This window comes from Streptomyces sp. NPDC089915, assembly GCF_040684675.1.
Classification (GTDB): Bacteria; Actinomycetota; Actinomycetes; order Streptomycetales; family Streptomycetaceae; genus Streptomyces.
In genome coordinates this window covers 1-17,187 of sequence record NZ_JBFBGN010000002.1, presented here as the reverse complement: position 1 = coordinate 17,187, position 17,187 = coordinate 1, and the positions used below count along the sequence as shown (strand labels likewise).

At 75.9% G+C, this 17,187-nt stretch carries 12 protein-coding genes and 1 pseudogene; 7 read left to right on the top strand and 6 right to left on the bottom strand.

What is annotated here, in order from left to right; genetic code table 11:
• Positions 1-33 precede the first annotated feature (33 nt).
• The 3 genes from AB0O29_RS00900 to AB0O29_RS00890 all read left to right on the top strand — a co-directional run bounded on the left by AB0O29_RS00900 (position 34) and on the right by AB0O29_RS00890 (position 3,801).
• A complete protein-coding gene (locus AB0O29_RS00900) occupies positions 34-474 on the top strand; it encodes a peptidase inhibitor family I36 protein (protein WP_365143969.1) in 441 nt (146 codons plus the stop codon).
• Between the two features lie 24 nt (positions 475-498).
• Positions 499-936 (top strand): peptidase inhibitor family I36 protein, encoded by a 438-nt coding sequence (locus tag AB0O29_RS00895; protein WP_365143966.1) that lies wholly within the window; start codon positions 499-501, stop codon positions 934-936.
• Positions 937-1,080: 144 nt separating this feature from the next.
• Positions 1,081-3,801: a LuxR family transcriptional regulator gene (locus AB0O29_RS00890; protein ID WP_365143963.1), complete on the top strand. Its 2,721-nt coding sequence runs from the start codon at positions 1,081-1,083 to the stop codon at positions 3,799-3,801.
• A gap of 24 nt (positions 3,802-3,825) precedes the next feature.
• Here the strand turns inward: AB0O29_RS00890 and AB0O29_RS00885 are convergent, their stop codons facing one another.
• Positions 3,826-4,881, bottom strand: a complete 1,056-nt coding sequence (locus AB0O29_RS00885) for an alpha/beta hydrolase (RefSeq protein WP_365143959.1) — start codon at positions 4,879-4,881, stop codon at positions 3,826-3,828.
• A gap of 98 nt (positions 4,882-4,979) precedes the next feature.
• Positions 4,980-7,757, bottom strand: coding sequence for an AAA family ATPase (locus tag AB0O29_RS00880; protein ID WP_365143956.1), 2,778 nt, complete (start codon positions 7,755-7,757; stop codon positions 4,980-4,982).
• Between the two features lie 262 nt (positions 7,758-8,019).
• Here AB0O29_RS00880 and dnaE point away from each other — a divergent pair.
• Both dnaE and AB0O29_RS00870 read left to right on the top strand, forming a co-directional pair.
• Positions 8,020-10,587, top strand: a pseudogene (gene dnaE / locus AB0O29_RS00875) (DNA polymerase III subunit alpha); the annotation flags it as partial.
• Positions 10,584-11,603 (top strand): hypothetical protein, encoded by a 1,020-nt coding sequence (locus tag AB0O29_RS00870; RefSeq protein ID WP_365143953.1) that lies wholly within the window; start codon positions 10,584-10,586, stop codon positions 11,601-11,603. The pseudogene dnaE and the gene AB0O29_RS00870, both read left to right, overlap by 4 nt.
• A gap of 160 nt (positions 11,604-11,763) precedes the next feature.
• Here the strand turns inward: AB0O29_RS00870 and AB0O29_RS00865 are convergent, their stop codons facing one another.
• Entirely contained in the window at positions 11,764-12,879 is a 1,116-nt protein-coding gene (locus AB0O29_RS00865) for an acyl-CoA dehydrogenase family protein (RefSeq protein WP_365143950.1), read from the bottom strand.
• A 206-nt stretch (positions 12,880-13,085) separates the two neighbouring features.
• Between AB0O29_RS00865 and AB0O29_RS00860 the strand changes: the two genes are divergently transcribed.
• The gene (locus AB0O29_RS00860; RefSeq protein WP_365143947.1) at positions 13,086-13,946 is read left to right on the top strand and encodes an alpha/beta fold hydrolase; all 861 of its coding nucleotides are present in this window, start codon (positions 13,086-13,088) and stop codon (positions 13,944-13,946) included.
• 10 nt (positions 13,947-13,956) lie between these two features.
• On the opposite strand, the gene AB0O29_RS00855 is transcribed toward AB0O29_RS00860, so the two are convergent.
• The 3 genes from AB0O29_RS00855 to AB0O29_RS00845 form a co-directional block, all read right to left on the bottom strand.
• On the bottom strand, positions 13,957-15,000 hold the full coding sequence (locus tag AB0O29_RS00855; protein ID WP_365143945.1) for a lytic polysaccharide monooxygenase: 1,044 nt from the start codon (positions 14,998-15,000) through the stop codon (positions 13,957-13,959).
• 212 nt (positions 15,001-15,212) lie between these two features.
• The gene (locus tag AB0O29_RS00850) at positions 15,213-15,695 is read right to left on the bottom strand and encodes a DUF402 domain-containing protein (RefSeq protein WP_365143942.1); all 483 of its coding nucleotides are present in this window, start codon (positions 15,693-15,695) and stop codon (positions 15,213-15,215) included.
• The gene (locus AB0O29_RS00845; RefSeq protein WP_365143939.1) at positions 15,692-16,648 is read right to left on the bottom strand and encodes a GNAT family N-acetyltransferase; all 957 of its coding nucleotides are present in this window, start codon (positions 16,646-16,648) and stop codon (positions 15,692-15,694) included. The genes AB0O29_RS00850 and AB0O29_RS00845 overlap by 4 nt, the downstream gene beginning before the upstream one ends.
• A gap of 55 nt (positions 16,649-16,703) precedes the next feature.
• Here AB0O29_RS00845 and AB0O29_RS00840 point away from each other — a divergent pair, with 55 nt between their 5' ends.
• Complete coding sequence (locus AB0O29_RS00840) at positions 16,704-17,093, top strand: GntR family transcriptional regulator (RefSeq protein ID WP_365143936.1); 390 nt, start codon at positions 16,704-16,706, stop codon at positions 17,091-17,093.
• The last annotated feature ends 94 nt before the right edge of the window (positions 17,094-17,187 follow it).

The window sequence follows — 17,187 nt, the reverse complement described above, 5'->3', positions numbered from 1 at the left end:
CCGGCCCCACCCATCACGTCTGAAGAGGAACACATGTCTTTCACGAAGCACCGGATCAAGACGCTCGCGCTGTCGGCGGTCGCCGCGGCCGGCCTGATGGCGGCCACGGCGACGTCCGCGAACGCGGCCACCGTCTCCGACATCGGCCACGGGGCCGGGTCGTGCCCCAACGGATACGTCTGCCTGTGGTCGGAGGGCAATTTCATCCAGGGGAAGTTCGTCTACGACCACAAGTTCGGCTCGTTCGCCGCGAACCAGAACGTCGGCGACATGGGCAAGCTGGCGCGTACCTCCACCGGGGACAAGGGCATGCAGGACGTCACGTCGTCCGTGGTGAACGACACGGGGAGCAGCGTCTGCTTCTACGAGAACAACTGGTACGGCGGGCTGGAGTTCAAGGTGGGGCCCCACGAGCAGTGGCCGTCCGTCCCGTCCTGGATCAACGACAGGATCAGCTCCTTCAAGTACTGCTGACCGGCCCCTCCTCGATCTGAACGGATGATGATGAATACGCGCAGGAAAACGGCACGGTTCGCGGTCGGTGCCGCCGCCGTCGCCGGGCTGGTCATGACCGCGGCGGTCTCGGCGAACGCCTCCGTGCTCCTCGGCATCGGGCAGGGCGCCGGGGCGTGCCCCGCCAACCAGGTCTGCCTGTGGTCCGAGAACGACTTCGTCGGCGCCACCGGCGGCTCCAAGTTCGGTGCGATCGCGTCGAACCAGAACATCGGCGACATGGGGAAGCTGCGGCGCGACGGTGCGCTGTGGACGGGGATGCAGGACACCGCCTCGTCCGTGGTGAACAACACCGGGAGCGCGATCTGCTTCTACGAGCACAACGACTACGGCGGCCTGCAGTTCAGGATCGGCCCCCGGGAGAAGTGGCCTTCCGTGCCTTCGTGGATCAACGACAGGATCAGCTCCTTCAAGTACTGCTGAAACGCGGGGGACGAGCGCCGTGCAGGGGGCCGCGCGGCCGACGGCGCTTCCCCGGGTCTGACCGGATCCATGCAGGTCAGCGGGGCGGGATGTCCGTAGGATGGGGTGGAGCTCCTCCGGGAGGAACCCCTACCCGGAGGCCCCATGCCCCACCACGCGACACGCCGGCTGCTCGGGCGGAACCGCGAACTGGAGGCGTTGGACCAGCTGCTGCGCGATGTGCGGGACGGGCGCAGCCGGGTGCTGGTGCTGCGGGGTGAGGCCGGGGTCGGGAAGTCGGCGCTGCTGTCCCGGCTGGCCGAGCGGGCCGCCCCGTGGCAGACCGTGTCCGCGGCCGGGGTCGAGGCCGAGTCGGATTTCGCCTACTCGGCGCTGCAGCGCCTGTGCGCCCCTCTGCTGTCCCATCTCGACCGGCTGCCGCCGGTCCAACAGGACGCTCTGCGCGTGGCGTTCGGCCTCAGCGCCGGGCGCCCGCCGGAGATGCTGCTGGTCGGGCTGGCGGTCCTCGGCCTGTTCGCCGAGGCCGCGGCCGGGTCACCGCTGGTGTGCCTGGTCGACGACGCCCAGTGCCTGGACCTGATGTCGCAGCGGATCCTGGCTTTCGTCGGACGCCGGCTGGACGCCGAGTCCGTGGCGCTGGTGTTCGCCGAGCGGACCGCCGACGGGGAGGGGACGGAGGGCTTCGCCGGCCTGCCGGACCTCACGCTGCGGGGGCTGGCCGACGCCGACGCGCGCGCCCTGCTCGACGGGGCGCTCGCGTCGCCGGTCGACGCCCGGGTACGGGACCGGATCGTCGCCGAGACCGGCGGGAACCCGCTCGCCCTGCTGGAGTTGCCCCGGGACCTGTCGCCGGTGGAGCTGGCGTTCGGGTTCGCGGGGCCCGGCACGGGCCCGCTGGCGTCCCGGGTCGAGGAGGGCTTCCGCCGGCGGGTCGAGGCGCTGCCGGCCGACACCCGCGCCCTGCTGCTGGTCGCGGCGGTCGAACCGGTCGGCGACGCACCGCTGTTGTGGCACGCGCTGCGTCTGCTCGGCATCGGGATCGAGGCCGCGGCGGCGGCCGAGGCGGCTGACCTGATCAGTCTGGGCGCCCCGGTGCGGTTCCGGCACCCGCTGGTGCGTTCGGCCGTCTGGCGCGGTGCGGACGCGGCCTCGCTCCGGGCCGCGCACGGGGCGCTGGCCGAGGCCACCGACGCCGGGCGCGACCCCGACCGGCGGGCCTGGCACCGGGCCCACGCCGCGGTCGGGCCGGCCGAGGAGGTGGCCGCCGAACTGGAGCGCTCCGCCGACCGGGCCCTGGCGCGCGGCGGACGGGCGGCCGCGGCCGCCTTCCTGGAACGTGCCGCCGCGCTCACCCCCGACCCGAAGGAGCGGGCACGCAGGGCCCTGTCCGCCGCGGCGGCCCACCTCGCAGCGGCCGTACCGGCCCGGGTGCCCGATCTGCTGGCCGCCGCCGAACTGGGGCCGCTGGACCCGCTGCAGTCGGCCCACGCCAGCCGGCTGCGGGCGAAGGCGTCGGCGATGACCGACCCGGGGCTCGGCGCCGTACAGCCGTTGCTCGACGCGGCGGCCCGCCTCATGCCCCTGGACCGGCCCGCCGCACGGGAGACCTGCCTGGCCGCGTTCGGCGCGGCCATCTGGGCCGGCCGGCACGACGAGGGCGGACTGCGCCGGGCGGCGGCGGCCGCACGCGCGCTGCCGCCCGGCGACGAGACGGCGGGGGTCTTCCTGCGGGCCCTCGTCACCTGGACCGAGGACGGACCGGCCGCCGCCTTCCCGCTCCTGGCGCGGGCGCTGCGCTCGCTCACCCGCGACGAGGACCTGGCCGTCCTGTGGCCGGCCGCGAACGCGGCCGTGGAACTGGGCGACCTCCAGACCTGGCTGGACATCACCGGCCGGGCGGTGCGCTTCGCCCGGACGACGGGCGCGCTGTCGGTCCTCTCGACGGCGCTCCCCTACCGGGCCGCCTCGCTGTGCTACGCCGGACGTTTCGCCGAGGCCCGGGACCTGCTCGCCGAGGCGCCGGCCGCCGCCGATGCGGCGGGGGTGGCGACGAGCATGGTCTCGACGGCCCTGCTCAGCGCCTACCAGGGGCGGGAGCGGCCGGCGCTGGAACGGATCGGGGCCATGGAACGGGAGGGCGAACGGCGCGGCCTGGGCCGTCTCACCGGCATGGCGGCGTGCGCGCGGGCCGCGCTCCACAACGGCCTGGGCAACTACGCGGCGGCCATGGAGGCGGCGCTGCGGGGCGGGGAGTACCGCGACCTCGTCGTGCACCACTGGACGTCCGCCGAGCTCGTCGAGGCCGCGACCCGGGCCGGCCGTCCGGAGACCGCCGCCCTGGCGCGCGAGCGGCTGGCCGACTGGGGGCGGGCCGGGACCCCGTGGGCCCTGGGCGCGCAGGCCGTCGCCGACGCCCTGACCGGGGCTCCCGAGCGGGCCGAGGACCGCTACCGGGAGGCCGCCGACCACTTCGGGCGGGGCGGGCTCGGCGTGTTCGAGGCGCGGACCCGGCTGCTGTACGGCGAATGGCTGCGCCGCCGCAACCGCCGCTCCGACGCCCGGGCCGAACTGCGCGCGGCGCATGCGGCGGCCTCGGCGATGGGCATGGAGGCGTACGCCGAACGGGCCCGGCGCGAACTGCTCGCCACCGGTGAGACGGTCCGCGCCCGGACCCCCGGCCCGACGGTCCTGACGGCGCAGGAGGCCCGGATCGCCCGGCTCGCGGCCACCGGACGTCCGAACGCGGAGATCGGCGCGCAGCTGTTCCTCAGCCCGCGCACGGTCGAATGGCACCTGCGCAAGGTCTTCACCAAGCTGGGGGTCTCCTCGCGCCGCGAGATCGAGGGGGCCCTGGCCGCCGGGTGACCGCCGCCGGCGTCGCCTCACGGTTCAGAGGCGGTCGGCGTCCACCACCGCGCGGGCGAACTCCTCCGGCGCCTCCTGCGGAGCGTTGTGCCCCACGCCCGCCAGGACGCGGTGCTCGTACGGGCCGGTGAACAGGTGCCGGTACGCCGTGCCGTCGGTCGCCGGCAGGAACGGGTCGAGGGCCGGGTCCAGGGTGACGGCCGGCACCGTGATGGCCGGCCGCGCCTCGAGCAGCCGCTCGTAGCGGTCGTAGCGGCGTTCGCCGTCGGCCAGGCCCAGCCGCCAGCGGTAGTTGTGGATCACGATGGCGGCGTAGTCGGGGTTGTCGAACGCGGTGGCCGTCCGCTCGAAGGTCGCGTCGTCGAACCGCCAGGTCGGGGAGGTCTCCTCCCACACGAGCCGGCACAGGTCGTGCCGGTTGCCCCGGGTCTCCATCGCGGCGCGGCCCCGGTCGGTGGCGAAGTAGTACTGGTACCACCAGGTGTGCTCGGCCTTGGGCGGCAGCGGGGTCCGCTGGGAGGGGAGGTGGGTGATGAGGTAGCCGCTCACCGGCACCACGGCCTTGACCCGCCGCGGCCACAGCGCGGCGACGACGGCCGCGGTCCGCGAGCCCCAGTCGAAGCCGGCCAGGACCGCCTGGGGGATCTTCAGGGCGTCCATCAGGGCGATGACGTCCAGGGCGACCGCGGACTGCTGCCCGTTGCGGACGGTCTTCGGCGACAGGAAGGCGGTGGTGCCGTGGCCCCGCAGGTACGGGACGATCACCCGGTAGCCGGCGTCCGCCAGCAGCGGTGCCACCTCGGCGAAGGCGTGGATGTCGTAGGGCCAGCCGTGCAGGCAGATGACGACGGGTCCGTGCGCGGGTCCGGCCTCGGCGTAGCCGATGTCGAGGACTCCGGCCCGGACCTGCTTCAGCGCGGCGAAGCCGCTGTTCCCACTGGGGTTCCCGCCGCTGTTCCCGCCCCGGGGGCCCGTCGCCGGCGCCCCGGCCGCGGCCGTCGCCGCTCCGGCCGGTGCCGGGAGGGCGGCTCCTGCGGCCCCGAGACCGATGGCCTTGGTGACCGTACGCCTGTCGATCATGTCCGTTCCTTCCCGGAGGAGCACTGGCCCTCCCACTCTCCCCGCGTCATCGGCGGCGCGCTTCAGTCATTTGACGCTGTTTCACCCGGCGGTGGCCCTCAGGACGGCGAGACCGCCTCCGTCCGGGTCAGCGCGTCGCGCAGTGCCGCCCGGGTGGTGATGCCCAGCTTGGGAAAGGCGCGGTACAGGTGCGAGCCGACGGTGCGCGGCGACAGGTGCATCCGCCGGCCGATCTCCTTGTTCGTCAGGCCGCTGGCCGCCAGGTCGGCGATGCGGCGCTCCTGCCAGGTCAGCGGGGACGGGTGGGGCGTCGAGGCGCGGGAGGGTTCCCCGGTCGCTCGCAGGGCGGCCCGGGCCCTCTCGGTCCAGCCCGCCGCACCCAGCCGCTCGAACGCCTCGGCCGCGAGGGCCAGTTGGCGGCGTGCCGCGTCCGGGCCCTGGACGCGGCCCAGCCGGTCGCCGTGTGCGAGGCGGATGCGGGCCAGCTCGAACGGGAAGCGGGCGGCGTCCGGGTGGGACTCCGCGCGGGCGAACATCGCGGCGGCCTCCCCCTCGTCCTCGGCGGTCATCGCGAGCGCGCCGCAGGTGGTCAGGGCCTGGCGGGGCGAGACGGCCGGCAGGCCGGCGTCGCGGGCGGCCAGGGCGTGCGCCCGGGCCTCCTCGGCGCGTCCGGTGTGCCGGGCCGCCTCGACGAGGTCGAGGAGGGTGCGCGGGGCCTGGTAGGCGTACGGCCGGAACGTGCCCGGGGGCGTGATGCGGACGGCGTGGTGGTAGGCGGTCTCGTGGTCGCCGGCCCCCAGCGCGGCGGTCGCGGCGGCGGCGTCGGTGAGCTGGGTCAGGAAGCCCAGTCCGCGCGGACGGGCCCAGGCGTCCACCTCGGCGCACAGGTCGCGGGCACGCCCGGCCCGGCCGCGCAGGGCGGCCAGTTGGGCGAGGTAGGCGCGGCTCTGGGCGGCGAACAGGTGGTGGCCGTGCTCGACCGCCAGGTCCAGGACGCGCTGTCCGGTCCGCTCGGCCGCGTCCCAGGCCCCGGCCGCCGTGTCGTCGAGCGTGATCAGGTGGAGCATGACCATGCCGGCGGCCACGGCCCCGGTCTCCACCTCGTGGTCCACGATGCGCCCGAGGTGGGGGCGGCAGGTGTCGAGGAGGTCGAGGTGGTAGGCGGCCACCCCCAGCCGGGCGGCTTCCCAGGGTTCCAGTTCCGGTATCCGCGCGGCGGCCCGTCGCAGCGGTTCTGCCTGGTCGGCGCCGTGCCGGTTCACATCGCTCCAGGTGGCGCCGTAGAGGCGGGCCCGTTCGGTGACGAGGCCGTCCATGGTGGCGAGGAGGGCGTGGGCGCCCTCCCAGCCCGCGCGGTCCCCGGCGTACTGGCTGATCGCCAGCAGGAGGACCACCAGCCGGGTGAGCACCTCGTCGGGTTCGGCGCGGTGGTCGGCCGGGCCGGCGTCCCGGAGCCTTTCGATCGCGGCCGAGACCTGGCGCCGGGTGGAGCGGACGTCCCCGTCCTGGTAGAGCGCCTGGTAGGCGGACGCCAGGACGGCGGCCGGCGACTGGGCCGAGCCGGGCGCGGGGTCCGCCCGGGCCAGCCGGCGGGCCTGGCCGGGGCGGGCGGCGTGGCCGGCGACGAAGGCGGCGTCGGCCAGCCGCCGTGACCGGCCGGCGGGGCTCTCGCTGAGCTCAGCGGCCCGGGTCAGCCAGGTCACGGCCGTCAGCGCGCCGCCGCGCCGGGTCGCGGAGGCGGCCGCCTCCTCCAGGACGGCGGCGACCTCCTCGTCGGGGGCGGCCGTCGCCGCCGCCAGGTGGGTGGCGCGGCGTTCGAGGTTCCCCCGGTGCAGCCGCGCGAGTGCCAGGTGGGCGGTGCGGCGCTGGTGCGCGGTGGCCGTCTGCACGACGGCGGAGCGGACGAGCGGGTGGCGGAAGACGAGGTCGCCGGTGGCCGGTCCGATGTCCAGGAGTCCGCAGGCCACGGCCGCTTCGGCGTCGCGCATGGCGTAACGGGTGCCGGGGACGGCGTCCGCGCCGCCGGGGGTTCCGGCGCCGTCGAGGGCGCCCCTCAGGAGCTCGGCCCGCTCGCGCTCGTCGAGGGCCGCGATGCGGGTGTCGAAGAGCCGTTGCAGCCGCCGGGACAGCGGCACGCCGTGCGGTCCGGCCAGGTCCTCGGGCGGGAGGCCGCCCGCCCGGTCCCCCAGGTGGGCGGGCAGTTCCAGCAGGGCCAGCGGGTTGCCCCCGGCCTGGGCGAGGACGACCCGGCGCAGCCGCCGGCCGAGGTCCGGGTACCGGTGGTCCAGCAGGCGGGCGGCGTCCTCGTCGGGGAGGGCGGGGACCGGCAGTTCGGGCAGCGCGGCGGCGTCCCAGCGCGAGGCGGTGTCGGTGCGGACCGCGACCAGCAGTTTCACCGGGCCGCCGGCCAGGCGCCGGCCGACGAAGGCGCAGACGTCGGCGCTGGCGTCGTCCAGCCACTGCGCGTCGTCGAGGACGAGGAGGGGCGGGCGTGCGGCGCGGGTGAACGCCGGCAGGCCGAGGACGGCCATCCCGAGGGCCATGGCGGACGGCGGCTCCCCCGGGGCTCCGCCGAACGCGGTGTCGAACACCGTCCGGCTCTCCCCGTCCGCGCGGGCGGTGCCGGAGAGCAGCGGGTGGAGGAACTGGTGCAGTCCGGCATAGGGCAGCGCGGACTCCGCCTCCACGCCGGCGGCCCGCAGGACGACGCGGCCCTCCTGCCCGGCCAGCGCGACGGCGTGCTCCAGCAGCGCGCTCTTGCCGACCCCCGCCTCCCCCCGCAGGACCAGTGCCCGCCCGGTGGCGGACCTCACGAACTCCGCGAGCTCCGCCCGTTCCGCCTCGCGGCCCACCATCGCCGTGGTGTTCGCTTCCATGCCCGTCCTGTCCCGTCTCTCGCCGGTGCCGCTCCCCCACGCGGGGGCCGTTCGGGCACGGCGCCCGCCGGCCCCTCCGCGCCACGGATACCGGCCGGTATCCGCTGCCCACGATCCCGCGGCCCGGGGGTCCGTCGAACCCGTGCCGGACCCTGGCCGGTACCCGGGTCGGGGACCGGCCCGGGGCCCGGGGCGTTCGACGGGGGACGTCCGCGTGGCGGGGCCGAGGCGGACGGCTCGGCCCCGGAAGGGACGGCGGCTCTGCGCCGTCGACCCCGAGGACGACCTGGGCCTCGGCTCCGTGCACTTCCCCGAGCCCCGCCTCGTCGGCGCCGCCCACCGCACCGCCCAGCGGGTGCTCACCTCCCGCGCCTGCGCAGGCATGGTGCTGCGCGGCTACGCCGGCGAGCGCGCCTACTGGGACCGGATGCACGAGGAACTCGACGTCATCGCCTTCCACGGCTACGCCTCGTACTTCCTGACGGTCGCCCGGGTCGTGGACGACGTACGGGAGATGGGCGTCCGGGTCGCCGCCCGCGGCTCCGGCGCCGGCTCCCTCGTCAACCACCTCCTCGGCATCGCCCACGCCGACCCGGTCGCCAACGGCCTGCTCATGGAACGCTTCCTGTCCCGCCGCCGCCGCGTCCTGCCCGACATCGACGTCGACGTGGAGTCCGCCCGCCGGCTGGAGGTCTACCGCCGGATCATCGGCCGGTTCGGCGCCGAGCGCGTCGCCACCGTCGCCATGCCCGAGACCTACCGGGTCCGCCACGCCGTCCGCGACGTCGGCGCCGCCCTGTCCATGGACCCGGCCGCCGTCGACCGGCTCGCCAAGGCCTTCCCGCACATCCGGGCCCGCGACGCCCGCGCCGCCCTGGACGAACTGCCCGAGCTGCGCGGCGTGCGCGACGAGGTGTCGGGGGAGGAGCACGCCCGGATGTGGGACCTCGTCGAGGCCCTGGACGCACTGCCGCGCGGGACCGCCATGCACCCGTGCGGGGTGCTGCTCTCCGACGCCACCCTCCTGGAGCGCACCCCCGTCGTCCCCACCAGCGGCGAGGGCTTCCCCATGTCCCAGTTCGACAAGGAGGACGTGGAGGACCTCGGGCTGCTCAAACTCGACGTGCTGGGCGTGCGGATGCAGTCCGCGATGGCCCACGCCGTCGCGGAACTGCGCCGCGCCACGGGGGAGGAGCTCGACCTCGACGACCCCGCGCAGGTCCCGCCGGGCGACCCCGCGACGTACGCGCTGATCCGCTCGGCCGAGACCCTCGGCTGCTTCCAGATCGAGTCCCCCGGCCAGCGCGACCTGATCGGACGGCTCCAGCCGGACGCCTTCCACGACCTGGTCGTCGACATCTCGCTCTTCCGGCCCGGCCCGGTCGCCGCCGACATGGTGCGGCCCTTCATCGAGGCCCGGCACGGGCGGGCCCCGGTCCGCTTCCCGCACCCGGACCTCGCCGAAGCCCTGCGCGAGACCTACGGGGTGGTGGTCTTCCACGAGCAGATCATCGAGATCGTGCACGTCATGACCGGCTGCGGCCGCGACGAGGCCGACCGGGTGCGGCGCGGGCTCTCCGACCCCCCGTCGCAGGCCCGCATCAAGGCCTGGTTCGCGGCGACCGCCGCCGGGCGCGGCTACTCCCCGGAGGTGGTCGCCCGGACCTGGGAGATCGTCGAGGCCTTCGGCAGCTACGGCTTCTGCAAGGCGCACGCGGTGGCCTTCGCCGTGCCCACGTACCAGTCGGCCTGGCTCAAGGCCCACCACCCGGCGGCCTTCTACGCCGGACTGCTCACCCACGACCCGGGCATGTACCCCAAGCGGCTGCTGCTGGCCGACGCCCGCCGGCGCGGCGTGCCGGTGCTGCCGCTGGACGTGAACCGCTCGGCGACCGCCCACCGCATCGAACCGGTGTCCGGCGACCCCGGCCTCTGGGGGCTGCGGCTCGCCCTCTCCGACGTCCACGGCATCAGCGAGGCCGAGGCCCTGCGCATCGAGGCCGGACAGCCGTACGCCTCCCTGCGCGACTTCTGGGACCGCGCCCACCCCGGCCGCCCGGTGGCCGAACGCCTCGCACAGGTCGGCGCGTTGGACGCCTTCGCCGCCAACCGCCGCGACCTGCTCCTGCACCTGGCGGAACTCCACGGCGCCCAGCGCGCCGCCGGAGCCCGGGGCGCCGCCCAGCTGCCCCTCGGCGGCGGCCGCTCCACCGCCCCCGTCGGACTGCCCGACCTGACCGACGCCGAACGGCTCAGCGCCGAACTCGGCGTCCTCGGCATGGACACCTCCCGCCACCTGATGGACGACCACCACGCCTTCCTCGCCGAGCTGGGCGTGGTCCCGGCCCGCCGCCTGCGCGAGACCGCGCACGGGCGGACCGTGCTCGTCGCGGGCGCCAAGGCGGCCACCCAGACCCCGCCGGTCCGCTCCGGGAAACGGGTCATCTTCAGCACCCTGGACGACGGCACCGGCCTCGTCGACCTGGCCTTCTTCGACGACAGCCAGGAGGCCTGCGCGCACACCGTCTTCCACTCCTTCCTGCTGCTGGTGCGCGGCACCGTCCAGCGGCGCGGCCCGCAGAGCCTGAGCGTGGTCGGGGCGGCCGCCTGGGACCTCGCCGAACTGGTGCGGCTGCGCGAGGACGAGGGCCTGGAGGCGGTCACCGCACGGCTGGCGCGGCCCCTGCCCGAGGGCCCCGGGGACAGCGGCCGGCGCATCCACCTGCCGACCGGCTACGAGATGAACCCCTGGGCCGACCTCCAGCCCCCGGGCGAGCGCGCCGCCACCGGCCGCAAACTGTGGCACTCCAGCCCGGGGAGCGCGGGATGACGACGGCCCCCGACCCCCGGCACGCACCCGCCCCGGCGGCCTCCGGCGGGAGCGGCGTCCTGCACGTCCGCTGCGCCCCCGCCCTGTCCGGGGAGGGCTACCGCGAGGTGCTGGAGCTGCTGCGGGAGTTCTCCCCGCTGGTCCAGGCCCTGCCCCCGAGGGCCGCGCTGGTCCAGGTGCGCGGCGCCCGGCGGTACTTCGGCGCGGGCGCCGACCGGATCGCCGAGGTGGTCCGGCTGCGCGCGGTGGCCCGGCTGGGCACGGACGTACGGATCGGGGTCGCGGGCACCTGGGCCGTGGCGGCCATGGCCTCCGCCCGGATCCCCGGCCCCGGCGGAGTCCTGGCCGTACCCGGGGACCGGGTGGCCGGCTTCCTCGCCCCCCTGCCGGTGGAGGACCTGCACGGGCTCGGCTCCCGCCAGGCCGAGGCGCTGCGCGGGTACGGGCTGCACACCGTCGGGGCGCTCACCCGGGTCCCGCCCGGGGTCCTGGAGCGGATCCTCGGCAAACGGGCCGGCCGGCTCGTCGCGGAGCGCGCCCACGGGATCGACCCGCGCCCGGTCACCCCGCGCGACCTGCCCTCCTCCGCCGCCGTCCGGACCGGCTTCGCCCGCCAGGAACTGGACGGGCCGCACGCCCGGGCCGCGCTGCTCGCCCTGGTGGTCCGGCTCGGCGCCCAGCTGCGCGGACGCCGCCAGGCCGCCCGGTCGCTGTGCCTGACCCTCCAGTTCGCGGGCGGCACCCGCTGGGAGCGCTCCCGGCGGCTGACGGAACCCTCCGCCCACGACGAGGACCTCCGCACCCTCGCCTACCGCCTGATGGACGCGGCCGGCCTGCAACGGGCCCGGCTGACCGGCATGGTGCTGCGCGCCGAGGACCTCACCGCCGCGCGGAGCGTGACCCGCCAGCTCTCCCTGGACCCGGTCCGCGAGGCCCGCCTGACGGTGGAGGCCGCCGTCGACCGCGCCAACGCCCGCTTCGGCGCCGGCACGGTACGCCCGGCTGCGCTTTTTTAGGGCTCGGTTCGCCTCCGGGGCGCCGATGCCGTGCTCCCGGGCCCGACCGTGCTCGAAAACCGCTCGTTCCTCGCGGCTTCCTCCGCGCGCTCGGACCCGGGAGCACGGCGCGCCCCTTCGGCTCACTCGCCCGTGCCGGCCTCGGCCGGGCGCGCCGGGGTCAGACGTCACCCAGCAGCAGCCGGGCCGTCTCCGTGCGCAGCGGGGTGGTCTGGGCCTGGACCAGGTGGAACTGGGCCTCGCGGGAGAGCCGACCCGCGGTGTGCCCGTACTGGATCGCGCGGCCCCCGGCGACGGTCACGCAGGCGGCCGCCGCCCGTACGGCCAGGTCCAGGACGGCCGCCCGCAGCCGGACGCGGTCCCGGGCGCCCTCGCCCGCCGGGAGCTCGTCGCGCAGGGCGTACGCCTCGGCGCGCATCCGGGCGGTCTTCTCGGCGAGGCGCAGGCCGAGTTCCTCGTCCGGGGCCGAGCGGAGCAGGAAGTCGGCCGTGGCGCGCAGCTGGCCGAAGACGGCGGGCTGCGCGTCGGCGTTCTCCAGGTCGTAGGCCCGGATCCAGTCGGCCCGGGGCAGGACGCCGAGCACCCGGTCGTCGGGCACGAGGACCCCGCGCAGCTCGACGGAGGCCGTGTGCGTACCGCCCATCGCCCACAGCGGGGCCCCGCCGACGGAGCTCAGCCCCTCCGCCGCGGCGCCGGGAGCGCACTCGACCAGGGCGAGGACCGCCTCGTCGGAGCCGGTGACGGCGCCGGCGTACAGGGAGTCGGCCACCCCCCACCCCGTCACCCACGGCATCGTCCCCGTCAGCCGCCACCCGCCCGGGACCCGCTCCGCGGTGACGGGCGGACGCGGGCGGCGCAGGAAGGCGTAGCCCGCCGTGGGGCGCCGCTCACCGCGTACGAGGCCGGGCAGCCAGCTCTCGCGCAGGGCGGCCGCCGCCGGGTCGGCCGCCAGGGTGAGGGCCTTGGCCAGCGGGACGTGCTGGGTCCACACGAACCAGGTCGACGGGTCCACCGCCGCCAGCACCTCGTGGACCTCCCGGACCACCTGACGGGGCGTGAGGCCGGAACCGCCCCCCGGTTCGTATCCGATCAGCCCGTACGCGCCGCAGGAACCCAGCGCGTCCAGGTGCGCGGAGGGCACCCCCTCGGCCGCCGTCCGCTCCGCCTCCGGCCGCAGGACCCGTACGGCCGTCTCCGTCACGGCGGCCACCAGCGGGTCGGCCGCCAGCTCGGGCGGGGTGGCCAGGGCGGTACCGGCTCCAGGGGCCTCGTGCACGACGGCGATCACCTCGGGGTGGGGGTCGGGACGCGTCCATCCTTCCCGAGCGGTACTGGAGACACGCTGGACACGCGAGTTTTTACCGACGCGTAACTTCCAAGTCTTGCTACTCGCCCGTAATTTAGCGGCAGCAGCCCCCTTGTGATCCGGATCACGGGACGGAACCCCCACACCATTCCCCTTGACCGCGAGGAGATCACACGATGCTGCCCTGGAGACGCCTGCTCCGCCCGCTGGCCGTCCTCACCCTGGCCGCCGCCGCGCTCGTCGCCCCCACCGGCGCCGCACAGGCCGCGTCCGCCCCCAGCAGCGGCTGGAACGACTGGTCCTGCAAGCCGTCCGCCGCACATCCCCGCCCGGTCGTCCTCGTCCACGGCACCTTCGGCAACTCCGTCGACAACTGGCTCGGGTTCGCCCCGTACCTGGTGCACCGCGGCTACTGCGTCTACTCCCTCGACTACGGCCAGCTGCCCGGCGTGCCCCTGTTCAACGGGCTCGGCCCCATCGACAAGTCGGCCGGCCAGCTCGACGCGTTCGTCGACAGGGTGCTGGCCTCCACCGGCGCCCCCAAGGCCGACCTCGTCGGCCACTCCCAGGGCGGCATGATGCCGCGCTACTACCTGAAGTTCCTGGGCGGCGCCGCCAAGGTCAACGCCCTCGTCGGCCTCGCCCCCGACAACCACGGCACCACCCTGTCCGGGCTCACCCAGCTGCTCCCGTACTTCCCCGGCGCCGCCGACCTGATCAGCACCGCGACCCCGGGGCTGGCCGACCAGATCGCCGGATCGCCCTTCCAGCAGAAGCTGAACGCGGGCGGGGACACCGTCCCCGGGGTCTCCTACACGGTGATCGCGACCAAGTACGACGAGGTGGTCACCCCGTACCGGAGCGCCTTCCTCAACGGGGCCGACGTCCGCAACGTCGTCCTCCAGGACCTGTGCCCCCTGGACCTCTCGGAGCACGTGGCCATCGGCCTGACCGACCGGATCGCCTGGCACGAGGCGGTCAACGCCCTCGACCCGGCGCACGCGGAACGCACCACGTGCGCCTCGGTCTTCGACTGACCCCGGCCCGCTAGCGGACGCTCCGGCCCGACCCCGCCGCCCGGCGGCGGGCCACGGCGAACAGCACGGCCGCACCGGCGGCCACCACCCCGGCGCCGCCGATCGCGAGCGCCGGGGTGGCGCCGTTCCCGCCGGTCTCCGCGAGGTTCCCGCCCTCCCTGCCGCCGGCCGGCGAGGGGGCGGAGACGGGCGCGGCGGTGGCCGGGGAGGCGGTGGCCGTCCCGTTCGTCTTCGGGTCGTCGTCCCCGTGGCCGCCGTGCTCCACGGTCGACTTGCCCGCGCCGTCGGAGATCTGCGCGTCCGTCGGCGCCTTGGGCGGCTCGGCGGGCGAGGGCCGCTCGGAGACCGGCGCGCTCGGCTTCGCGGTACCCGGGGCGGCCCCCGTACCGCTGCCGGCGCCCGCGCCGCCGGTGTCCTTGCCGAAGACCACGTCCGAGCAGGTGTAGAAGGCCTCGGGGCTGTCCGAGCGCTGCCAGATGCTGAAGACGAGGTGCCGCCCGCTCTTCTTCGGCACCACCCCGCCGAAGACGTAGTCGCCGTTCTGCATGCCCGGGTCGGTGACCTTCGCGAAGGGCGCGGACTCCAGGTCGGACCACTTCAGCGGCTTCGACGGGTCGTAGCCGTCCTTCGTCACGTACAGCTCGAAGGAGCCCTTGTGCGGGGCGGTCCCCTTGTAGCGGAAGGTGTGCGCCCCGGACGTCATCGGGCTCGCCGGCCAGTCGGCGCGGGCCAGGTCCAGCCCCTTGTACTTGGGGTTGCCCGCCGAGCACAGCTGCCCGTCCGGGATCAGGGACCGGCTCTTCCCGGCCGCGTTCGCGATGTTCACCGCGTTCCAGTCGTAGAAGGCCTGCGGCCCGCTCGCGGCGACGGCCGCCTTGCACGCCGCCGACTTGGGCGCCTCCGGCCCCTCCGCGTAGCACGCCGCGACCCGGCTGACCGGGTCCGTCATCGACCCGTGGGCGGCGGCCGGGACGGCCGCGTACGCGGCCACCGCGAGCGGGGCGAGGCCGGCGGCGGCGATACGGGCGGCGGTGCGGCTGCGGCGTACGGGCATGGGTGGGTCTCCTTCGGGCGCGGGCGGGGGTGCACCAGCGGAACCGCCCGGTACGGCGCCGCCCCCGTCGGGGCCCGGCGCCGCCCGAGGCCTCCCTGGCCCGGCCAAGCTAGCCCGCGGAAAACCCCGTTCGGCCGCCTTCGCGGGCTCCGGGGGGATCCTTAGGGTCCGCTTAAGGAACCGCTAAGCACCCCCACAGAAACCCCGCCCGGTCAGCCCAGCAGCGCGCTCAGACCGGCCGCCGACAGGGCCTGCTCCTCCAGCGCGTCGAGCGCCCGGACGGCCTGGGCCGCCGCCTCGGGGTCGCTCGCCGCCAGCCCGCTCGCCGCGAACTCGTCCTCGTCCAGCCGCAGCACGGACTTGCCGTCCGCCGACACCCACAGGTCCAGGTCCAGGTCCTCCACGAGGATCCCGCCCTCGCGGACCACGGCCGGACGCGTGACGTCGCAGTACCAGCCCTTCAGGACGCCCTCGGCGCTCCAGACCTCCTTGACCGCGTACCAGCGCGTCCGCCAGAAGTGCTCGACGAACACGTCGCCCGGCTCGAAGCGGACGAAGCCGAAGTCCCGTACGCCCTCGGCCGCCCAGGGGGCCCGCACCGAGATCCGGTCCCCGTCGTCGGCCAGCTGGGCCGCCGGGTAGCCGATCTTGGTCCGGCCGCCCTTGGTGAGGGTGATGGTCCAGGTGGTGCTCATCGTGATGCTCCTCCAAGCCTCTTCGTGAAGCGCGTCTCGGTCGCGCAGATCTCGTATCCGAACCACGCGTTGATCGCGAGCATGGGTCCGTTCCCGGCGTCGTTGCCGGTGAAGGCCTCGGTGTACCCGGCCGCGCGGGCCCGGCGGAGCGAGTCCGCCTTGGCGAGCTTGGCCAGGCCGCGGCCGCGGAAGGCGCGCCGGGTGCCGGTCATCGCCGAGGAGTAGCGGGTGCGTCCATCGGTGCGGGCGGCCGAGAAGGCGGCCACCTCCCCGTCGACGAGGGCGACCGAGGTCAGCTCGTGGTCGAGGGTCGGATCGTGCCAGACGCCGTCCAGCCACTCCCGGTAGTCGTCCAGTTCGGCCGGGACGTCGCCCGGTTCGTCGGCGGTGGCCTCGGCGTCGGCCTCGTACAGCGGCCGGGGATCGCCGGTGAAGGCCGAGGCCGGGCGCAGCTCCACCCCGGCGGGCAGCTCGTCGGGGAGCGGCGGGAGGGCGGCCGCAGCCAGGTCCAGGCGCAGGAAGTGCGCGGACCGGCTCGCCCGGTAGCCGCGCCGCTCGGCGAAGGCCCGGTGGGCGGGCTCGTCGAGCACCCAGGCGTACACGTCCACGGCCCCGTGCGCGGCGAGGTGCCCCTCCGCCTCCCGCAGCAGGGCGGTGCCGGCGCCGAGGGCGCGGTGGGCGGGGTCGACGTAGGCGTTGACGTAGGCCAGGCCGGGCTCGGGGCTGTCGTGGGCGAGGCCGACCTGGGCGGTGCCGACGGTCCGGCCGTCGGCGGTCTCGGCGACGAGCAGGCGGTAGCGGGCGCCGGGGTGCGCGGAGCCCAGCTCGAAGGCCACGCCGGCCGGGGTGGTCACCATGAAGGGGAGGGCCGCGCGGCGCACCCGTACGACGGACTCGGCGTCCGCGGGGTCGTCGGGGCGCAGGTCGCGGACGCGGACGGCGTGGAGGCTCATGCGGGCGACGTTACGGGCGGATCCGCCCCCGGCGCCCGCGAATTACAATCGGCGCGTGACCTCGACCACCCCACTCAGGCTCAAGATCGACGGCGCGGCAGGCTCGGCGGCCCCGTACGAACAACTGCGCGCGCAGATCGCGGACCGGGCCCGCTCCGGCCGGCTTCCGGCGGGCTTCAAGCTGCCGACGGTGCGGGGGCTGGCGGAGGAGCTGGGGCTGGCGGCGAACACCGTCGCGAAGGCGTACCGGGCGCTGGAGGCCGACGGGGTGATCGAGACCCGGGGCCGGAACGGGACGTTCGTCGCGGCCGGTGAGGGGTCCTCGCAGGAGGCCGCCCTCGCCGCGCAGGCGTTCGCGGACCGGGCCCACCGGCTGGGCCTCACGGAAGCCGAGGCAGTGGCCGCGGCCACGGCCGCCCTCCGGGCCCGTTACGCCGCCAAGTAGCCCCGCGGGCAGGGGAGCCGCTGAGCGGGCTGGATTTCGCGCAGCGGAATTCCAGCCCCGTCGGCGTTTGAGGCGCGGGGGTCCGGGGGCGGAG